At 70.0% G+C, this 16,635-nt stretch carries 14 protein-coding genes and 2 pseudogenes; 4 read left to right on the top strand and 12 right to left on the bottom strand.

What is annotated here, in order from left to right; all coding sequences use genetic code 11:
- Nucleotides 1-130: 130 nt before the first annotated feature.
- From ACWDVB_RS35360 to ACWDVB_RS35325, 8 genes and pseudogenes are all read right to left on the bottom strand, one after another.
- Nucleotides 131-457, bottom strand: a pseudogene (locus ACWDVB_RS35360) (AraC family transcriptional regulator); the annotation flags it as partial.
- A 185-nt stretch (nt 458-642) separates the two neighbouring features.
- On the bottom strand, nt 643-2,382 hold the full coding sequence (locus ACWDVB_RS35355) for a chitinase (RefSeq protein ID WP_451519337.1): 1,740 nt from the start codon (nt 2,380-2,382) through the stop codon (nt 643-645).
- 89 nt (nt 2,383-2,471) lie between these two features.
- A complete protein-coding gene (locus ACWDVB_RS35350) occupies nt 2,472-3,473 on the bottom strand; it encodes a PfkB family carbohydrate kinase (protein ID WP_451519338.1) in 1,002 nt (333 codons plus the stop codon).
- Between the two features lie 120 nt (nt 3,474-3,593).
- A complete protein-coding gene (locus ACWDVB_RS35345; protein ID WP_451519339.1) occupies nt 3,594-4,604 on the bottom strand; it encodes an SIS domain-containing protein in 1,011 nt (336 codons plus the stop codon).
- A 59-nt stretch (nt 4,605-4,663) separates the two neighbouring features.
- Nucleotides 4,664-5,500 carry an ABC transporter permease gene (locus tag ACWDVB_RS35340; RefSeq protein WP_451519340.1) on the bottom strand — a complete coding sequence of 279 codons (837 nt, stop codon included), beginning with the start codon at nt 5,498-5,500 and terminating at the stop codon, nt 4,664-4,666.
- Nucleotides 5,497-6,324: an ABC transporter permease gene (locus tag ACWDVB_RS35335; RefSeq protein WP_451519360.1), complete on the bottom strand. Its 828-nt coding sequence runs from the start codon at nt 6,322-6,324 to the stop codon at nt 5,497-5,499. Before ACWDVB_RS35335 ends, ACWDVB_RS35340 begins: the two co-directional genes overlap by 4 nt.
- A gap of 44 nt (nt 6,325-6,368) precedes the next feature.
- The gene (locus ACWDVB_RS35330) at nt 6,369-7,640 is read right to left on the bottom strand and encodes a polyamine ABC transporter substrate-binding protein (protein WP_451519341.1); all 1,272 of its coding nucleotides are present in this window, start codon (nt 7,638-7,640) and stop codon (nt 6,369-6,371) included.
- A gap of 16 nt (nt 7,641-7,656) precedes the next feature.
- Nucleotides 7,657-8,829, bottom strand: coding sequence for an ABC transporter ATP-binding protein (locus ACWDVB_RS35325; protein ID WP_451519342.1), 1,173 nt, complete (start codon nt 8,827-8,829; stop codon nt 7,657-7,659).
- A 257-nt stretch (nt 8,830-9,086) separates the two neighbouring features.
- On the opposite strand from ACWDVB_RS35325, the gene ACWDVB_RS35320 reads away from it, so the two are divergent.
- Entirely contained in the window at nt 9,087-10,184 is a 1,098-nt protein-coding gene (locus tag ACWDVB_RS35320; RefSeq protein ID WP_451519343.1) for a LacI family DNA-binding transcriptional regulator, read from the top strand.
- A 332-nt stretch (nt 10,185-10,516) separates the two neighbouring features.
- Here ACWDVB_RS35320 and ACWDVB_RS35315 read toward each other — a convergent pair whose 3' ends face one another.
- Nucleotides 10,517-11,062 carry a DUF4232 domain-containing protein gene (locus tag ACWDVB_RS35315; RefSeq protein WP_451519344.1) on the bottom strand — a complete coding sequence of 182 codons (546 nt, stop codon included), beginning with the start codon at nt 11,060-11,062 and terminating at the stop codon, nt 10,517-10,519.
- A gap of 697 nt (nt 11,063-11,759) precedes the next feature.
- On the opposite strand from ACWDVB_RS35315, the gene ACWDVB_RS35310 reads away from it, so the two are divergent.
- On the top strand, nt 11,760-12,926 hold the full coding sequence (locus tag ACWDVB_RS35310; protein WP_451519345.1) for a serine hydrolase domain-containing protein: 1,167 nt from the start codon (nt 11,760-11,762) through the stop codon (nt 12,924-12,926).
- 27 nt (nt 12,927-12,953) lie between these two features.
- A pseudogene (locus ACWDVB_RS35305) lies at nt 12,954-13,286 on the top strand (IS5/IS1182 family transposase); the annotation flags it as partial.
- Between the two features lie 243 nt (nt 13,287-13,529).
- Here ACWDVB_RS35305 and ACWDVB_RS35300 read toward each other — a convergent pair.
- Genes ACWDVB_RS35300 through ACWDVB_RS35290 form a run of 3 tightly spaced genes read right to left on the bottom strand, consistent with a single transcriptional unit; the run spans nt 13,530 to nt 16,040 of the window.
- A complete protein-coding gene (locus ACWDVB_RS35300) occupies nt 13,530-13,799 on the bottom strand; it encodes a hypothetical protein (protein ID WP_451519346.1) in 270 nt (89 codons plus the stop codon).
- Nucleotides 13,796-14,428 carry an RNA polymerase sigma factor gene (locus ACWDVB_RS35295; protein ID WP_451519347.1) on the bottom strand — a complete coding sequence of 211 codons (633 nt, stop codon included), beginning with the start codon at nt 14,426-14,428 and terminating at the stop codon, nt 13,796-13,798. Before ACWDVB_RS35295 ends, ACWDVB_RS35300 begins: the two co-directional genes overlap by 4 nt.
- Nucleotides 14,429-14,444: 16 nt before the next feature.
- Nucleotides 14,445-16,040 carry a sodium:solute symporter family protein gene (locus ACWDVB_RS35290; RefSeq protein ID WP_451519348.1) on the bottom strand — a complete coding sequence of 532 codons (1,596 nt, stop codon included), beginning with the start codon at nt 16,038-16,040 and terminating at the stop codon, nt 14,445-14,447.
- Nucleotides 16,041-16,353: 313 nt separating this feature from the next.
- On the opposite strand from ACWDVB_RS35290, the gene ACWDVB_RS35285 reads away from it, so the two are divergent.
- Complete coding sequence (locus ACWDVB_RS35285) at nt 16,354-16,611, top strand: hypothetical protein (protein ID WP_451519349.1); 258 nt, start codon at nt 16,354-16,356, stop codon at nt 16,609-16,611.
- Nucleotides 16,612-16,635 lie beyond the last annotated feature (24 nt).

Here is a 16,635-nt window from a genome sequence, read left to right as displayed (position 1 = left end):
GCGGCCCATAGTCATGGACACCCCAACTCGCCGCAAGAGTGCAGGCATAGAAGAGCCGGACCGGCACCAGGCGCTGCTCGGAGGGGCATGCCGAGGCGGTGCCTGGAGGGGGTCGCGACGAGGCGGCACCAGCCCCAGCTGCCATGTCGGCCAGGGTGACGGGTTCAGAGGGACGTTCCATGATCCACGCCTGTGTGGAGGCGGTACCAGGGGCAGTGGAGTCGGGGACGGGGCGCCGGATGTACTGGGCCTGGCCGCCGTCGCGCCAGGGCGGTACGACGCAGGAGCGGGCGACCTCGTTGGCGATGTCGCTGCCGTGATCGCGGCGGACGATGTGCAGGCACAGGTCGATGCGCGCGGTGGCGAACATGCGCTGCAGACGGTCGGCTTCGCGCCAGTGTGTGGTGGCGGGGCGGCCGTCGAGCAGCCCCGCGGCGGCCAGCACGCAGGTGCCGGTACGCCCTGCGGCTATGCCGCCGGCTTCCCGCCCCGACCAGCACCCGTGACGTCCTTGACGCGTTCTTCGCCTCCTTCGGTCACCGCTTCGGGGTCCTGGCTACCGGAAAGGCGTGCACAACTAACGATCAACTACTGGCGCGGGACGGACCGTGGTTGGTCCGCCCCGCCCCGCCAGGCCGTTCGCTACGGAAGGCTGTGTACCTTCGGGCCGACGGAGTTCGACCACGAGTTGCCCGCCGTCGCGTCCCAGTTCGTGGACCACGTCATGGCGCCGCGCAGCGCCGGGTACGTCTTCGACGGCTTGAAGGAGCCGCAGCCGGTGCCGCGGGCCAGGCAGTCGAGGGCGTTGTTCACGACCGACGGGGCCACGTAACCGCTGCCCGCGGCGCGCGTCGACGCCGGGACACCGAGTCCGACCTGGGACGGATCGAGGCCGCCCTCCAACTGGATGCAGGCGAGCGCGGTCAGGAAGTCCACGCTGCCCTGGCTGTAGACCTTGCCGTCACAGCCCAGCATCGAACCGCTGTTGTAGTACTGCATGTTGACGACCGTGAGGATGTCCTTCACGTTCAGCGCAGTCTGGAAGTACCCACCGGAGGTGGACTGCATGTCGATGGTCTGCGGCGCCATCGTGAGCACCAGCTTCGATCCCGCCTTCGCGGAGAGCTGGCGCAGCGCCTTCGTCATGTAGGTGGGGTTGAGGCCGTTCTCCAGGTCGATGTCGACGCCGTCGAACCCGTACTCCTGCATCAGCGCGTAGGCGCTGTTCGCGAACGCCGTCGCGGAGGCGTCACTGTTGACCGAGATGGTTCCCTTCTCGCCGCCGACCGAGAGGATCACGGACTTGCCCGCGGCGTGCTTCGCGGCGATGTCCGCCTTGAAGTCGGCGGCGGAGGAGTAACCGACGGCAGGGTCCAGGTTGAAGGTGATCTGGCCCTGCGTGGGGGTGGCGTCGGCGAAGGAGACGGCGATGATGTCGTACTGCGACGACACGTCCCGCAGCTTCTGCACGGTCGCGCCGTTGTTGAAGTTCTGCCAGTAGCCGGTCAGCGCGTGCTTGGGCACGGTGCCGCCGTCCCCGCCGCCGTTCCCCTTGGCGGTCCGTGCGGACACCGCCGTCGACTTCGCGGACTCGCCCGCCGCGTTCGTGGCGCTCACCTGGAAGCTGTACGTGGTGTCCGGCGCGAGACCGGTGACGGTCGTGGAGGCGCCGACGGACGAGGCGACCTTCGTGCCGTCGCGGTAGACGGTGTACCCCGTGGCCGTGGACACCGGGGTCCAGGACAGGTCCACCGACGTGGACGTCGTCGTGCCCGTCGCGAGGCCGGTCGGCACGGCCGGTATCTCCACCGGGTCGGTACCGCCGCCCCCGTCGGGCCCGAGGACGCTCACATCGTCCACGTAGTACGCGCTCTGCCCGTACCAGCCGTGCGTGTACACGGTGACCGACGTGGTGTTCGCGCCGGTGGTGAAGCTGGTGGAGAGCTGCTGCCAGGACGAGTTGCCCGGCGTCCAGGTCGACACGTCGGTGGTGCCGGTGCCGCGGGCGCCGAGGTAGGCGTAGCTGCCCTGCACCCAACTGGTCAATTTGTAGGTCGAATTGGGCTTCACCGTGACGATCTGGGAACACTCGGCGGTGCCCTGGCCCGACGGGGTGGCCTTGAGCGCCTTCGTGCCGCCGTGCACGGGGGACGTGACGGCGGTACCGCTGTTCGCGGCGCAGGTCCAGTTGCTCAGGTCCGACTCGAAGCCGGCGTTCTTGACGACGTTGACGTCCGCTTTGACGTCCGCGGATTGCGCCGACTGCGCCGACTGCGCGGGTGCGGCGAGCGCGGTGACGGCGAGTGCGGTGGCCGCACCGACGGCGATTGCCGCGCCGATTCTCCGGCGAACGCCGGGTCTGCCCTGACGTACACGGTCCACGGAGTGCCTCCCGGGAGGGGTGAAGGACGAAAGTGAACGACGGTGGCCACCGCTGCTGTGCGCATAGTTGGTCCAGACCAATTGAGTTGTCAAGGACTTTGGCGAGGTGAACCGCTGAGCCCCTCACTCCGCACCGCGGGCGGGCCCTCTTCCGGTGACGGTGTCGGCACCCCCGTTGGTGTCGGCGCGGGGCGTCCGCAGCCGAAGGCGGCCTCCGTGAAGCACTGCTCGTATGCCGCCTGTGAGCCGTGGCGCAGGGCGTGTTCCAGTGCCGCGCGGGTCGGCGGGAGCGGCCGGGACCATCCGTCGCGCAGGAGCGACACGATGAACCCGGCAAGGAAGGCGTCTCCGCAGCCCATCGTGTCGGACATGGAGCCGGGGTCCGCGGGCCGGGCCGGCGCGGACACCGTCACCGTACCGTCGTACGCCATCGCTCCGTCGAGGCCGCGGGTGGCCAGGGCCATCCCGGCGCCCCGCCGCACGGCTTCGGTGAGCAGCGCACGCGTGGCGGCCTCGTCCAGGTGCGAGCACGACAGCAGTGCCAGGTCCACGTGGGGGCACACCCGGTCGAGGTAGGCGGGCGTGCGGTACTCCTCCTCGTCGGAGAAGTCGAAGCTGAGCAGCGGACCGGCGGCGGCGAGCCGGGGGAGTTCGGACTCGGTGCGCGAATACACGCTGGAGTGCACGAGGGCGAACGACGCCGCGTACGCCATCAGGCCGGCATCCAAGGCGGGTCGCGCGCGGACGGTGCCGTCGTCGTAACCGAGGAACACCCGGTCGCCGTCCCGCACATGCAGGGTGGAGACCGAGGTCCGGCCGGGGCGCACCATGCTGCGCTCCACGGCGACACCCTGCGCCGCCACGGACGTACGTACGAAGGCGCCGAGGTCGTCGTTGCCGAACACCCCCAGGTAGGCGGAGTACAGACCGAGTCGATGGGCGTAGACGGCGACGTTCACACAGTTGCCGCCGGGATAGTCGGTGCCGCGGTCCACGAAGCGATCGACGGTGTTGTCACCGAAGCCGAGGACGTTCGGGACGTTCGGGACGTTCGGGATGTTAGGGAGGTTGGGGATGTCTAGGCCGTTCATCAGGGGCTCCCGGGGCGCGGGCGCGGCGCCGGGGGGAAGCGCCGCGCCCGCCATGGGCGCGCCCGTGCCGGGGCACCGGAGCGCGGGGTGGATGGACGAGCGGAAGCGGTCCGGCGGCCGTCAGTAGTCCATGACGCGGTAGTAGCGGCGCAGGTCGAGCGAGTGGTCGCGGGCCCGCTCCAGGTGCTTGCTGACCCTGTCCATCACGGTGTCGAGCACCAGTGGGGCGAGCAGCCCGCGGAACTCGGGGCTGATGCCCTCAAGGGGGTAGTCGCGGGTGTCGAAGACCGTGACGTCCTGGGAGACGCGCTTGGCGAACGCCTCGGCCCGGTCGGTGAGCGCCCGCGTCTCGTCCTCCCCCTGGAAGACGATCACGCTGGTGTGCTCCTCGAGCAGCTCCAGCGAACCGTGGAAGAACTCGGCGCTGTGCACCCGGGTGGTGCGCAGCCACTGCATCTCCTCCAGGATGCACATGGAGTACAGGTAGGTGAATCCCCACAGGTTCCCGCCGCCGATGAGGAAGTGGTAGTCGTCGTCCTTGTGGGCGTCGGCGAACGCTTCCGCCACCGGTTCGGCCTGGCGGGCGACGTCCACCAGGATGCGGGGCAGGGCCGCGAGTTCGTCGGCGAGGCGCTCGTATCCCGCGAACTCACCCCGGTGGGACAGCAGTCGGCCCAGGAACAGCAGCAGCTGCACATCGAAGGGCCAGGCCTTGGGAGCGGATATCAGCGCGGTGTCGACGCTCCGGGCGACGGGGGAGTCGGGCAGGCCGGTGAAGCCGATCGTGTGCGCGCCCCGGGACTTGCAGTACTCGATGGCGCGCAGGCAGTCCTCGGTCGTGCCGGAGACGGAGGTGAAGACGGCGGCGGTGCGCTCACCGAGGCGGGCGTCGCCGGAGACGACCAGCTCCGCGGCGACGGCGGCACGGACGGGGAGCAGCGAGGTGCGGCGCGCGAGGTGTTCGTAGGGCCACATCTGCGCGTACGTTCCGCCCGCTCCCACGAGCAGGACGTTGTCGTACCCGTCGTCGACGAGACGGTCGACGACCTTCTCGATCTGCGGGCGCAGCGCCACGAGGCTCTCCGTCTGGGAGACGAACTCGGCTTCGTTGAAGGACAGCAAAGAGTGCACGGTGGTGATTTCCTTTGAGGGTGGTGAGGGTGGGGAGGAAGGAGATTCGCATCGACCGGTCAGGCCGCGCGGCGCCGGGAGAGCAGGACGTTCGCCCCGGCGATGACCAGACCGCCGACGAAGATCAGCGTCCCCATGACGTTGACCTGTGGGGGTACGCCGGTACGGCTGGCGCTGTAGACCCACAGCGGGAAGGTGACCGTACGGCCGGCGTTGAAGCTGGTGATGACGTAGTTGTCGATGGACAGGGCGAAGCAGAGCAGGGCGCCGGAGGCCACGCCGGGCAGCAGCATCGGCAGGGTGACGAGGCGGAACGCCGTCCAGGGTCCCGCGCCCAGGTCACGGGCGGCTTCCTCCAGCGCCGGGTCGTGCCCCGCCATGCGCGCCCGTACGGTGATGGCGACGTACGGGATGCAGAACGCCACGTGGGCGATGACGACGGTCTCGTAGCCGCGGGGCACGCCCATGGCGATGAACATCGACAACAGGGCGGCACCCAGGGCGATTTCGGGGGCCGCGATGGCGGCGAACATCAGCAGGTCCACGGAGCCCCGGCCGCGGAAGCGGTAGCGGCCGAGCGCCAGTCCGATCGGAGTGCCGAGCAGGGTGGCGACCACGGCGACGATCAGGGCGATGGTGAGGCTGTTGACCAGTGCGGAGGTCAGGTTCGGAATGGCGAACAGGTGCCGGTACCAGTCCAGGGTGAAGCCCTGCCAGGTGAAGTTCACCTTGCTGCCGGTGTCGTTGAAGCCGAACAGGACCATGACGGCGATCGGCAGCAGCAGCCAGGCCAGTATCAGGAAGGTGTACAGGGTCAGGGTGGGGCGGCGGCGGGGCCTGCGCTTGCGCGATATGGCGGGCGCGTCGAGAGGTGGGGCGACGGTCTGTGTGGTCATCGCGCGGCCGCCTCCAGCACGTTGTCGGTGCCCAGGGCCCGGGCATAGGTGAAGACGGCGAGCAGCAGCGCGCCCATCAGGACGAAGGACAGGGCGGCGGCGCCGGGATAGTCGAGGTTGGTGAAGTACTCGGTTTTGATGATGTTGCCGATCATCGTCGTGGAAGGGCCGCCGAGAATGCCGGCGTTGACGTAGTCGGCGGAGGCGGGCACGAAGGTCAGCAGCACTCCGGCGAAGACGCCGGGCAGCGACAGCGGCAGCACCACGCGCAGAAAGGTCCCCGCCTTGGAGGCGTACAGGTCGGTGGAGGCTTCGATCACTTTGGGGTCCACCCGTTCCAGGGCGACGTAGATCGGCAGCACCATGAACGGCATGAAGTTGTACGTCAGTCCGCCGATCACCGCGTAGGGCGTGGCCAGCAGGTGGAAGTCGTCGGAGAGCAGGCCCATGTCCTTGAGCGGTCCGAGCACGACGCCGTGGTCGGCGAGCACCACGTTCCAGGACTGGGTGCGGATGACGAAGGAGACGAAGAACGGCAGCAGGAGCAGGAAGAGGAACACCGACTTGTGCCGGCCGGCCCGGAAGGCGATCCAGTAGGCCACCGGGTAGCCGATGAGGGCGCAGGAGACGGTGGCCGCGGCGCCGTAGACCAGCGACCGTACGAGTTGCACGTGGTAGGTGCTGATCGCGTCGGCGTAGGTCTGGAAGTGCCAGGTCTGACGGAAGCCGTCGAGGAAGTCGCCGGTCTGCAGTGACAGTGACACCATCACGATCACGGGCATGATGAAGAAGGCGGCCAGCCACAGCCAGCCCGGCAGGATCATCCAGTAGGGGGCCAGCGCCGCGGCGCGGCCGCGGCGCCGCCGGTTCACGCCTGGTAGATCGGTTCGAACAGCGCGTTCCACTGCTTCTCCTCCTCTTGGTCGAGCACCCGCAGGTGGCGCAGCTTCGCTTCGTCGGCTTCGGTCGGGAAGACCAGGGGGCTGGTGCTCAGGGCCTTGAGCACGGTGTGCCGTTCGCCGGTGGCGGCGGCCGCGTGGCGTGCGATGACCTTCTGCGCGCCGGGGACGGGGCAGACGAACTGCACGGTCTCGCTGATCTTCGCGGCGACCTCGGGCCGGTAGACGTAGTCCATGTAGGTGAGTGCGTCGACGGGGTGTGAGGCCGTCGAGGGGATGCAGAGGTTGTCGGTCCACAGCAGCCCGCCCTCCTCCGGGATGACGAACTCCAGCTCCGAACCGCTCTGGTTGGCCTGGAAGACGTCACCCGAGTACACGAGGGAGGCGGCCAGGTCGCCGCGCTGGAGTGAGGACTGGTAGGTCGCGGTGGAGTAGGAGCGGACCATGCCGGCGTCGCGCTGCTTGCGCAGCCAGGCCGCCGCCTTGCGCCAGTCGGCGGGGGTGGAGGTCTCCGGGTCGACGCCGATGGCCAGCAGGGCGATGTTGCCCATCTGCACCGCGTCGTTCCACATGCCGACCTTGCCGTGCAGTTTCGGGTCGAGCAGGTCCTGCCAGCTGGTGATCTTCCGGCCGACCTGCGCCGGGTCGTAGCCGATGCCGGTCATTCCGGACTGCCAGGGGACGGTGTAGACGTTGCCGGGGTCGAAGGAGGAGTTCTTGAAGGCGGCGCCGCCGTACCGGGCGAAGGTGGGCAGCCGGCTGTGGTCGAGCGGGGCGAGGTAGCCGAGCTGGACGTACTTGGTGAGGTAGCTGTCACCGCCGACGACCATCAGGTCGTAACCGATGCCCTGGCCTGAGGCGAACTCGGGCTGGATCTTGCCGAACCAGGAGGCGCTGTCGTCGATCAGCTCGTGGTAGGCGACCTTGATGCCGCTCTCGCGGGTGAAGGCGTCGAGGGTGGGGTGCTTGCTCTGGTCGGTGGGGTCGACGTCGATGTACTGCGTGTAGTTGACGAAGTCCAGCTTTCCGGCCCTCTTCTTGCCGGTCCAGAAGTCGCTGACGGCCGCGGCGATCTCCGCCTTGCCGGTGGGGACGTGCACGCGGGCGCCGGGAACGCTGCACGCGGCGAGCGGGGCCAGTGCGGCGGCGCCGAGCGTGGCGCGCAGCAGGCCGCGCCGGGTCAGGCGTCGTTCGGTCAGCCCGCGCAGCCGGGGCGCGGAGGGTGTCACGTGCTCGGGCATGGTGGTCTGCCTGTCGTCAGCGCGGGGTGAGGGAATCCGCGGCCGCGGCGGTCGCCACGGGGAGGAGAGCGGTAGTGAGCAGGTAGGAGTGCTCGGTGGCCCAGGAGAGCCAGACGGATTCACCCCGGACCGGGTTGACGGAGGCGGTGCCGTCGTTGGGCTGGAAGACGGTCATCTGCGCGCCGGTGGCGGTGTCCACTGTGTAGTTGGTGGAGGTGCCGAGGTAGACCACCTCGCGGACGGTGCCGCGGATACGGCTCGCGGTGTCGGTCGGCCGCGTGGTCAGCGTGATCTTCTCCGGCCGCACGGTGAGTTCGACGTCGGCCCCGGCGCTGTGGGAGCCGCGCAGCGGGACGGAGACGCGTTGGCCGTCGCCGAGATCGAGCACCCCGGTGTCGGTACCGACGGAGGCCAGACGCCCGCCGATCAGGTTGGAGGTGCCGATGAACCCGGCGACGAACGCGGTGGCGGGCCGCTCGTACACCTCCTGGGGCGGGGCGACCTGCTCGACCAGGCCGTGGTTCATCACCGCGATCCGGTCGGACATGGTCAGGGCCTCGGCCTGATCGTGTGTGACGTAGATGAAGGTGATGCCGACCTCGCGCTGGATCCGCTTGAGTTCCAGCTGCATGGACTGCCGCAGCTTCAGGTCGAGGGCGCCGAGCGGTTCGTCGAGGAGCAGGGCGCGTGGACGGTTGACCAGGGCGCGGGCCAGGGCGACGCGTTGCTGCTGGCCGCCGGAGAGCTGGCGGGGCCGGCGGTCGGCCTTGTCGGTGAGCTCGACGGTGCGCAGGATCTTCTCGACCCGGTCGCGGATCTCGTCCTTCGCCACGCGCTTGCGGCGCAGTCCGAACGCCACGTTGTCGGCGACGCTCAGATGGGGGAAGAGGGCGTAGGACTGGAAGACCATGTTGATGTCGCGCTTGTTGGCCGGTACGCCGACCATGTCGCGGCCGTGCAGCAGGATCTGTCCGCCGGTCGGCTCCTCGAACCCGGCGATCATCCGCAGGGTGGTGGTCTTGCCGCAGCCGGACGGCCCCAGTAGGGAGAAGAACTCGCTCTCGCCGATGGAGAGATTGACGCCGCGGACGGCCGCCGCGTCCCGTGCGCCGCCGAAGTCCTTGACCACGTCGACGAGGGTGATGGCCGGGCCTGTGTCCGGGGGCGGCGAGGGGGTGTCGGTTGCCATCCGTGATACCTCCGGTGTTCGGGGCGTGAGCTCAGGGCGTGGGCTGGGGATGGCCGTGGGGCTGAACGTGCCGTGGTCGGCCGGGGGAAGGCAGGCAGGCGGAGTTGGCGGAAATTGATAACGTTACCAACGAGCCTGTACCTTACCCATCGGCAGGCGCTGTCCGTCAATGGTTGAATGGCGCCGGATTTCACCGCCCCGTTCCTCGCCCCGTTCCTCGGTGTCCGCCGAGCCGTCACCTGTGAAGAGACCGCCCCATGCCGAACACCGCGCGGCCGCCGCGCCGCGTCACCATCCCCGACGTCGCCCGGCACGCCGGCGTGGGACAGGCCACCGCCGCCCGGGTCCTGGGCGGATACGGGTCGGCGAGCGCGGCCACCCGGGAACGGGTGCTGGCCGCCGCCGCCGAACTGGGCTACAGCACCAACGCGGTGGCCCGCAGCATGATCAGCGGACGCACCCACACCCTCGGTGTGGTCGTCGCTGACGTGGAGAACGCCTACTTCGCCCGCGCGGTGCGCGGCGTCGCCGACGTCGCGGCCAAGGCCGGCCTCCAGGTCGTCCTCGCCAACAGCGACGAGGACGGCGAGACGGAACGCTCCGCGGTGCAGCTGTTCATCGAACGGCGTGTGGACGGCCTCGTCGTGGCGCCCGCCGCGGCCGACCACGAGCACCTCGACAGGGCCGTCGCCTCGGGTGTTCCCGTGGTCCTGTTCGACCGTGCGCTGAGCGGGTCCGCGCTGGACACCGTCGTGGTGGACAACCGGGGTGCCGCCAAGGCCGCGGTGACCAGGTTCACCGGCGAGGGGCACACCCGCATCGCGGTCATCACCTCGGCGTCCCCCGACGAGAACGCGGCGCTGCTGGCTCCGGGCGCGGACATCTGGACCACCACCGAACGCCTCACCGGCTACCGGCAGGCTCTGCGCGCCGTCGGCATCCCGCGTGAGGCGGAGCTGATCCGGCACACCGGATATGACCGGGCCTGGGCGCGCTCCGCCGTACTGGACCTGATGACCTCCGACGACCGGCCCACCGCCCTGTTCACCACCGACAACGTGGCCACGCTCGGCACGCTCGACGCCCTGCTCGATCTCGACGCCCACATTCCCGGTGACGTCTCCGTCATCGGCTTCGACGACGCGGAGTGGGCCACGTTGGTCCGGCCCCGGCTGAGCGTGGTCGGCCAGCCGGTGCAGGAACTGGGCGGTCTCGCGGCAGACATCCTGGTCCGGCGCATCAACGGCTCCACGGCCAGGCCTCGCCGCCACACCCTGCGCACGACCTACATCCCGCGCGAGTCGACCGGGCCCGCTCCGGCGCGGGTGCGGCGGCTGCGGATGGTGGGGGAGTGAGGGAAGTGAGGGAGTGAGGGGAGTGGTCGGGGGTGGTCGGGGACGGGGCGGGAGGCACGCCGTGCTGCCGGTGCGGACCTCGGGGCCTCGGGGCCTCGGGGCCTCGGGCAAGGAGGCCTGCCGCACCGCTCAGGAACAAGCAGGCGGACGCAGCCGCTGGGACGGCGTCCGACCTGGTGCGCTGGGCGAAACTCCACTGGCGGATCAAACACGACTACCGCGAACTCAAACACAGCCTCGCACTTGACCACTTCGAAGGCCGCACCCAGCGCGGAGTGCTACGACCCCACGTCCTCGGCACGCCCGCGCGTGTTGGTTGCTGGAGCGGGATGTCAGCGGAACACCGGGCTGACGTAGTTGCCCGGGTGCGTGGCCCCTTCCTGCTTCTGGACCAGCCCCCACCGCCAAGGCAGTTCCTTGGCCTTGGTGGTTCCGGGCGGGGTGATGGCCGCCACGCCGGGGTCGATGATGTTGTCGCTCGGCTTCCCGGAGAGGAAGGTCACGATGAACCGAGCGCTGGCACCCGAGTCGAGGGTGACGGTTGTCGGCTTCTTCGAGACCTGCTGCATGAACGTTTCGGTCTCCACACCCCGGGTTTCCGTGCCCATCCTCAGGGTCACTTTCGGGTAGCCCCGCAGGGTGCACGCATCAGATCCGGTGTTTTTCACCGCAGCGAAGACGGTCACCTGCTCCTCCGTATGCGAACCGCCGGGGTTGGCCGTCCCGCCGGTGGTCCAGTCGAGGGCCAGGTTGCCGGTCCGGCAGGGTGCGGGCTGCTCGGTTGCGGGGCGACTGGCGGTCCAGGCCGGGGTGATTGTGGTCGCCAGGATGCATGCGGATACGAGGCCCGCTGCGCGTAGTTGGGTACGCGTCATCATTGTTTACCTCCCAGGTGTGAGGCATGGGCGAGGTCTGAACTCCGGGACATATGCGTCTTCGCCCCGTGAGCTGCAGGCGGGGCGAACCCGGCTCGATGACGGCGTCTTGGTATGTGACGCATATGGCCCGAGGCCAGGGGCCGTACGTGCCCCGCCCGGCCTCACCCTCAGTAAAGGCGTTCCGCTCAAGCCAGAGGGAGCCGAGATGGGCCGAACGGGTGAATCAGCCCTTTACCCCCTCGGCCAAGCGGCGAGCGGGTCGCCTCGGCGGGGACCCTATGCGACCCTGCGCGCCGGCGCTTTCGCGGCCCCCGCAGTGGCTGGCGGGGCCGTGCAGCGCCATCTTCCCCTGGCCCTGTCACGCCGCCACACCATGAGCAGTCGTATCCAAGCCTGAGCACCGACTATGGGGCCGTCGGGACACTGCGGCACGGCGAAGGGAGCGCTTCGTACGGCACGCCATCGACGCCTTGTCGCCCTCCCTGCACTTCGTCGGGATGCCGCGGTCCGGTCAGCCCCGCCCGGACTCGCCATGCACAGGCATATAGCGAGGGACAGGACGGGGACAGGGACGGGGACGGTGAGGGGGTGGGGACAGCCCCCGTATCAATGCGGGTATCAGCAGGTTGGGCGACTGGTACGGCGGCCCGGCACGCTGGGGCGGGAACGGCACAGGCGACAGGGACAGGAGCAGTCGGTGAAGGTACGTGCAAGGGCCGCGGCGCTGTGGGCGGGGATGTGCGCGGTGGCGGTGTCCGGGATCTTCCCGGCGGCCGCGGCGGAGCGGGCGTCGGCCTCGCCGCCCGCCGGCCTTGAGGAGGCCATCGAGCAGACGGTCGCGGACGGATTCCCGGGTGTCGTGGCGTACGTCAGGCGCGGAGAGCGGGAGTCACGGACGGCGGCCGGGCTCGCGGACACGGCGAGCGGCGAGCGGGCCCGGCCGGACCATCGGTTCCGTATCGCCAGCAACACCAAGTCGTTTGTGTCGACGGTGCTCCTGCAACTGGAGGGCGAAGGGCGGCTCTCGCTCGACGACAGCGTGGAGAAATGGCTGCCCGGCGTGGTCCGGGGGAACGGCAACACCGGCACGGCCATCACCATCCGGCAACTGCTCAACCACACCTCGGGCATCTACGACCCCACCACCGAACCGGAGTTCTTCGCCCCCTACCTGGAGCGCCACGAATGGGGCCACGTCTACACCCCTCGCGAGGTGATCGCCCGAGCGGTCCGGCACAAGCCGCTGTTCGCGCCCGGCGGCGGCTGGGCGTACTCCAACACCAACTACCTGCTCGCCGGCCTGGTGATCGAGGCAGTCACCCATCGCAGCGCGCCCTCCGAAATCCATCGGCGGATTCTCGCCCCGCTCGGCCTGAAGGACACCTCCTTCCCGCTGACCGATCCGGCCATCCACGGCCCTCATCTGCACGGTTACGACCTCGCCGGACGCGATGTGACCCGCTTCAGCCCGTCGTACGACTGGACCGCCGGCGCCATGATCTCCACGGTCGGCGACCTGGCCCGTTTCCACCGTGCCCTGTTCACCGGCAAGCTCCTGCGCCCCGCCCAGCAGCGCGAACTCCTGACGACGGTGCGGTTCCCCAAGACGCCGGCGTACGGACTCGGCGTACAGCGCAGGGACGTGACATGCGGCTCGGAGCCGGACACCAGGCCGATCAGTGCCTGGCAGACCGACGGCGGCGGACCCGGCTTCACCAGCGTGTCCCTCACCACCGCCGACGGTGAGCGACAACTGGTCCTCGCAGTCAATGTCTTCGACCTCGGCGCGGACCTGAAGAAGGAGCCGCCCATCCCGCTGAGCAAGGGACTGATAAAGGCGCAGACGGCTGCCCTGTGCGACTGACTGAGGCGGCGACATGTCATCGCGGGTGAGTTCGTCGTGGACCACCCGCTGGGCTGTCACCACCGCCGGATTGCCGACCGGACGGTCTTCGAGCACATCGTGCTCACACGGGTCCACGGGTCCACGGGTCCACGGGCCCACGGGTCCGGCTACGAACGCATCTCCACAGCCGGATGTTCCGACCGGACGATCGGAGGCCGCGTCAAGGAGTGCGGCCTTGGACTGGGCGAAATCTCGGTGGACGGCTGTATGACCGAGGCCCCGTCCGACGGCGACAAGGCTGGGCGCCGGTCGACCGGGGTAAGCGGGGGACTGAAACGCTCGGTCGCCTCCGACGCCTGCGGTGTCCCGCTCGGGATCAGGACATTGTGCGGCGCGAAAGCTGGGCCAGGGTGCGTCGGCCGCGCTCCACCAGCTCGGGATCACGGTGGGCGGCTCCGTAGGAGATGCCGCCGGAGACGGCGTCCATGACGGACAGGAAAGCCCGCCGATCGACGGTCACGTACGAACCCGCGGGCACCGGGCGATGCCGATGGCCACGGTCTCGGTGCGGCGGTCACCGTGGTGATCATCGCGTTACGGCCCGGCTTCCGGTACCGCCTTCTACGGCCCGGCTTCCGATGCCGCCTTCCCGCCCTGGTTGTTGAAGATGACGTGCGTGTCCGGCGGGGCGTCGGCGAGCGTCATCAAGCCGATCGCGCAGACCACGGCGACGATGAGCAGCACCAGGACGGCGACCACGCACCGGCGGCGGTACTCGCGGCGGCGCCAGCGGGCCTGCTCCTTGCGGTAGGAGGTGGCGGCGCCGTCGGGCACGGACGCGGCCAGGTCGCTGAGGGCGGACCGCAGCAGCTCCTCCGTCTTCGTGGTCACTGGGGTTGCCCCTTCATTACGCTCGTCAGTTTCGCCATGCCCCTCGCTGTGTGCGACTTGACCGCACCGGCGGAGATCCGCATCGTCTCGGCGATCTCGGCCTCCTTGAGGTCGAGCCAGTATTTCAGCACGAGCGCCTGGCGCTGGCGGGAGGACAGGGTGCGCAGTGCAGCGACCAGGGAGCGCTGGTCGTCGTCGAGCAGCACCTGCTGCTCGGCGGAGCGGACCAGGTCGTCGCGTTCGGCGTAGGTGTGGCGGCGCACCACCTTGATGCGGCGGATCCGCATCCGGGTCAGGTTGCAGACGATGGAGCGCAGATAGCCGGCGGCGGCCTCCGGCGTCTTGAGCTTCGCCCAGCGGCAGTGCAGTTGGTAGAAGGCCTCCGACACGACGTCCTCGGCGTCCTGTTCGGCGCCGAGCAGCATCGCGAGGCGCAGCAGTCGTGCGTAGTGCTCGTCGAAGAGCTGGGCGATGGCGACTTCCCGGTCGGCGTCGCGCAGGTCGAGGCTGCTGTCCTCGGGGGCGCTGTCCTCGGGGGTGGCCGGCCCGGGAGGCAGGGGTCTGCCGGGCGGGACGGGTCCGGCCGGGCGGGGGCGCAGGGCGCCGGGCCGTGGGAGAAGCGGTTTCACGCGAGGGGTTCCTCACTCATTCGACGACGAAGGCGTACTTGGAGCCGCGGCGTTCCCAGGCCGCGCCGCCGGCGGTGGCGTCCGTGCCCCGGGGCACCTTGAGCGCGTCGAGGACGGGGGTGAGCACGGCGGCGACGGCGAGGTTGAGGGCCAGGGCGGTCAGGGCGACGTACACCGGGGCGTGCAGCGGCCCGATGCCGACGTCGACGACGGCGGAGAAGCGGCCGAGGCCGAGGAAGGCGGTACCGGCGACCATGCCGGTGGCCCAGCCGAGGAACAGGGCGCGCCGGTGGAAGAAGCGGGTGAACAGGGACAGGGCGACGGTGGGCAGCAGCTGCAGGATCCAGACCCCGCCGAGGAGATGGAGGTTGACGGCGTCCTGGGGCTTCACGAGCAGGGCGAAGGCGACGGCCCCGGCCATGATGGCGAGGACGGGTCCGCGGGCGACGCGGACCTCGTGCTTGGGGGTGGCGGTGGGGTTGAGGTACTCGACGTAGATGTTGCGTACGAACAGCATGGCCATGCTCATCGCCATCAGGACGGCGGGCAGCAGCCCGGCCACGGCGATGGCACCGAACAGCAGCCCGGCGAGCCAGTCAGGGGCGAGTTGGCCGATGAGCATGGGCACGGCGAGCTCGCCGTGCCCGGCCTGGGTCTGCACTCCGGCGGCGAGCGCCGCGATGCCCAGGAACGCCCAGAGCCCGAGCGTCATGCTCCAGGCGGGCAGGTAGGTGGTGGCGGCGCGCAGCGTGTGCTGGGAGCGGCTGGCCATGGCGACGAGGAGGACCTGGGGGTACATCAGCTGGGCGAGCGCGGACCCGATGGCCAGGGTGGCGTACGCGCTGAAGCCGTGCACGGGGACGCCGAAGGGCTGCCCGGTGGCCTCGCTGCGCTGGGCGGCCAGGGTGAAGATGTGCCCGGGGGAGCCTAGCCGGTGGAGGACGAGGGCGAGGAGGACGATCACCGCGGTGCCGATGACCCCGGCCTTGACGAACGAGACACGGGCGCAGGCGCGCAGGCCGCCGGGGTGGGTGACCAGGGCGAACAGCAGGAAGAGCAGGGTGAGTACGGCGCAGCCGGCGACGCCCGTGGGGGTGAGGCCCATGGCCCGCAGGACGGCGGTCAGGCCGACGACCTGGAGCCCGAGGTAGGGCATCGTGGCGAGGATGCCGGTGAGCGCGGTGGCGAGGGCGAGCGGGTGTGAGCCGTACCGGGCGCGTACGTAATCGGCGGCTGTGACCAGGCCGTGCCGGGCGGCGACGTCACGCAGCCGGGGCAGCATGATCATGATCAGGGGCGAGAGCATCATCGTGTACACGAGGGCGTACAGGGCGAGTCCGCCGGTGCCGAAGATCAGGCCGGGTACGGCGATGTAGGTGTACGAGGTGTAGATGGTGCCCCCGAGCAGCAGGCAGGTCGCGGCGGTGCCGAGGCCGCGTCCGCCCAGGGCCCAGCGGGCGGGGTGGGGGAGTTCGTCGTGGGGTGGTCTGCGGGCCCCGGCCAGGAGCGCGACGCCGAGGACGAGCGTGAAACACGCTCCGACAGCCTGGTTGATAGCTCCCCCTGCACATGACTTTCCGTATGACGGAATGCCTTTTCCGGCATGCGGCACTCTAGGACGGCCCCGGATGAGCGTCAAGGAAGATCCGGCGGCCGTGTGATCCACGCCACTGAGGCGCTTGCCGGGGTCGTGTAAACCCCACGGGCCGGCCGCGCAACCAACATCCGGAGCAGGTGGCGGACCTCCGGCCCGCCGCCTCGCTCGCGGGAGTCCGCCACGCGTCCGTGCGGTGCCGGACCGTCTCTTCGCGCACTCCCGCAGCCCCCGCACACCGGACCGCGTGCACGCGAACGACCGCGGGGGCGCGTCCGAATCGACAGGTACGGGCCGGCGCCGTCGGCCCGGGGCGAGGAGAGGTGCGGCTGTGGCTGCGGAAGACGACCCCGCGGACAGCGGACGCGGAACACCGCGGCGCAAGGTCCGGGGACTGCTGCTGCTCATCCCCGTGATCGCCGCGGCGGCCACGGTCGCCGTGCCGCCCGACCGGCCCCGGCTGTTCGGCATCCCGCTCTTCTACCTCCTGCACTTCGCCGTCTGCCTGCTGAGCGCGGCCCTCGCCGCACTGTTCCGGCACCTGACCAAGGACCGTCCGACCCCGGACCGTCCGACCAAGGACCTGTGACGGCCGCCGACGGCGTGCCGACTG

Source organism: Streptomyces sp. NPDC003379, assembly GCF_053589195.1.
Note: the sequence above shows the minus strand (reverse complement) of the source record. Positions and strands in the feature narration are given on the sequence as shown.

Excerpts from the sequence above, each read along its gene's own strand:
- ACWDVB_RS35350 (WP_451519338.1), bottom strand. The coding sequence starts at position 3,473 with ATGAACGGCCTAGACATCCCCAACCTCCCTAACATCCCGAACGTCCCG.
- ACWDVB_RS35340 (WP_451519340.1), bottom strand. The coding sequence starts at position 5,500 with ATGACCACACAGACCGTCGCCCCACCTCTCGACGCGCCCGCCATATCG.
- ACWDVB_RS35335 (WP_451519360.1), bottom strand. The coding sequence starts at position 6,324 with ATGATCCTGCCGGGCTGGCTGTGGCTGGCCGCCTTCTTCATCATGCCC.
- ACWDVB_RS35330 (WP_451519341.1), bottom strand. The coding sequence starts at position 7,640 with ATGCCCGAGCACGTGACACCCTCCGCGCCCCGGCTGCGCGGGCTGACC.
- ACWDVB_RS35325 (WP_451519342.1), bottom strand. The coding sequence starts at position 8,829 with ATGGCAACCGACACCCCCTCGCCGCCCCCGGACACAGGCCCGGCCATC.
- ACWDVB_RS35320 (WP_451519343.1), top strand. The coding sequence starts at position 9,087 with ATGCCGAACACCGCGCGGCCGCCGCGCCGCGTCACCATCCCCGACGTC.
- ACWDVB_RS35315 (WP_451519344.1), bottom strand. The coding sequence starts at position 11,062 with ATGATGACGCGTACCCAACTACGCGCAGCGGGCCTCGTATCCGCATGC.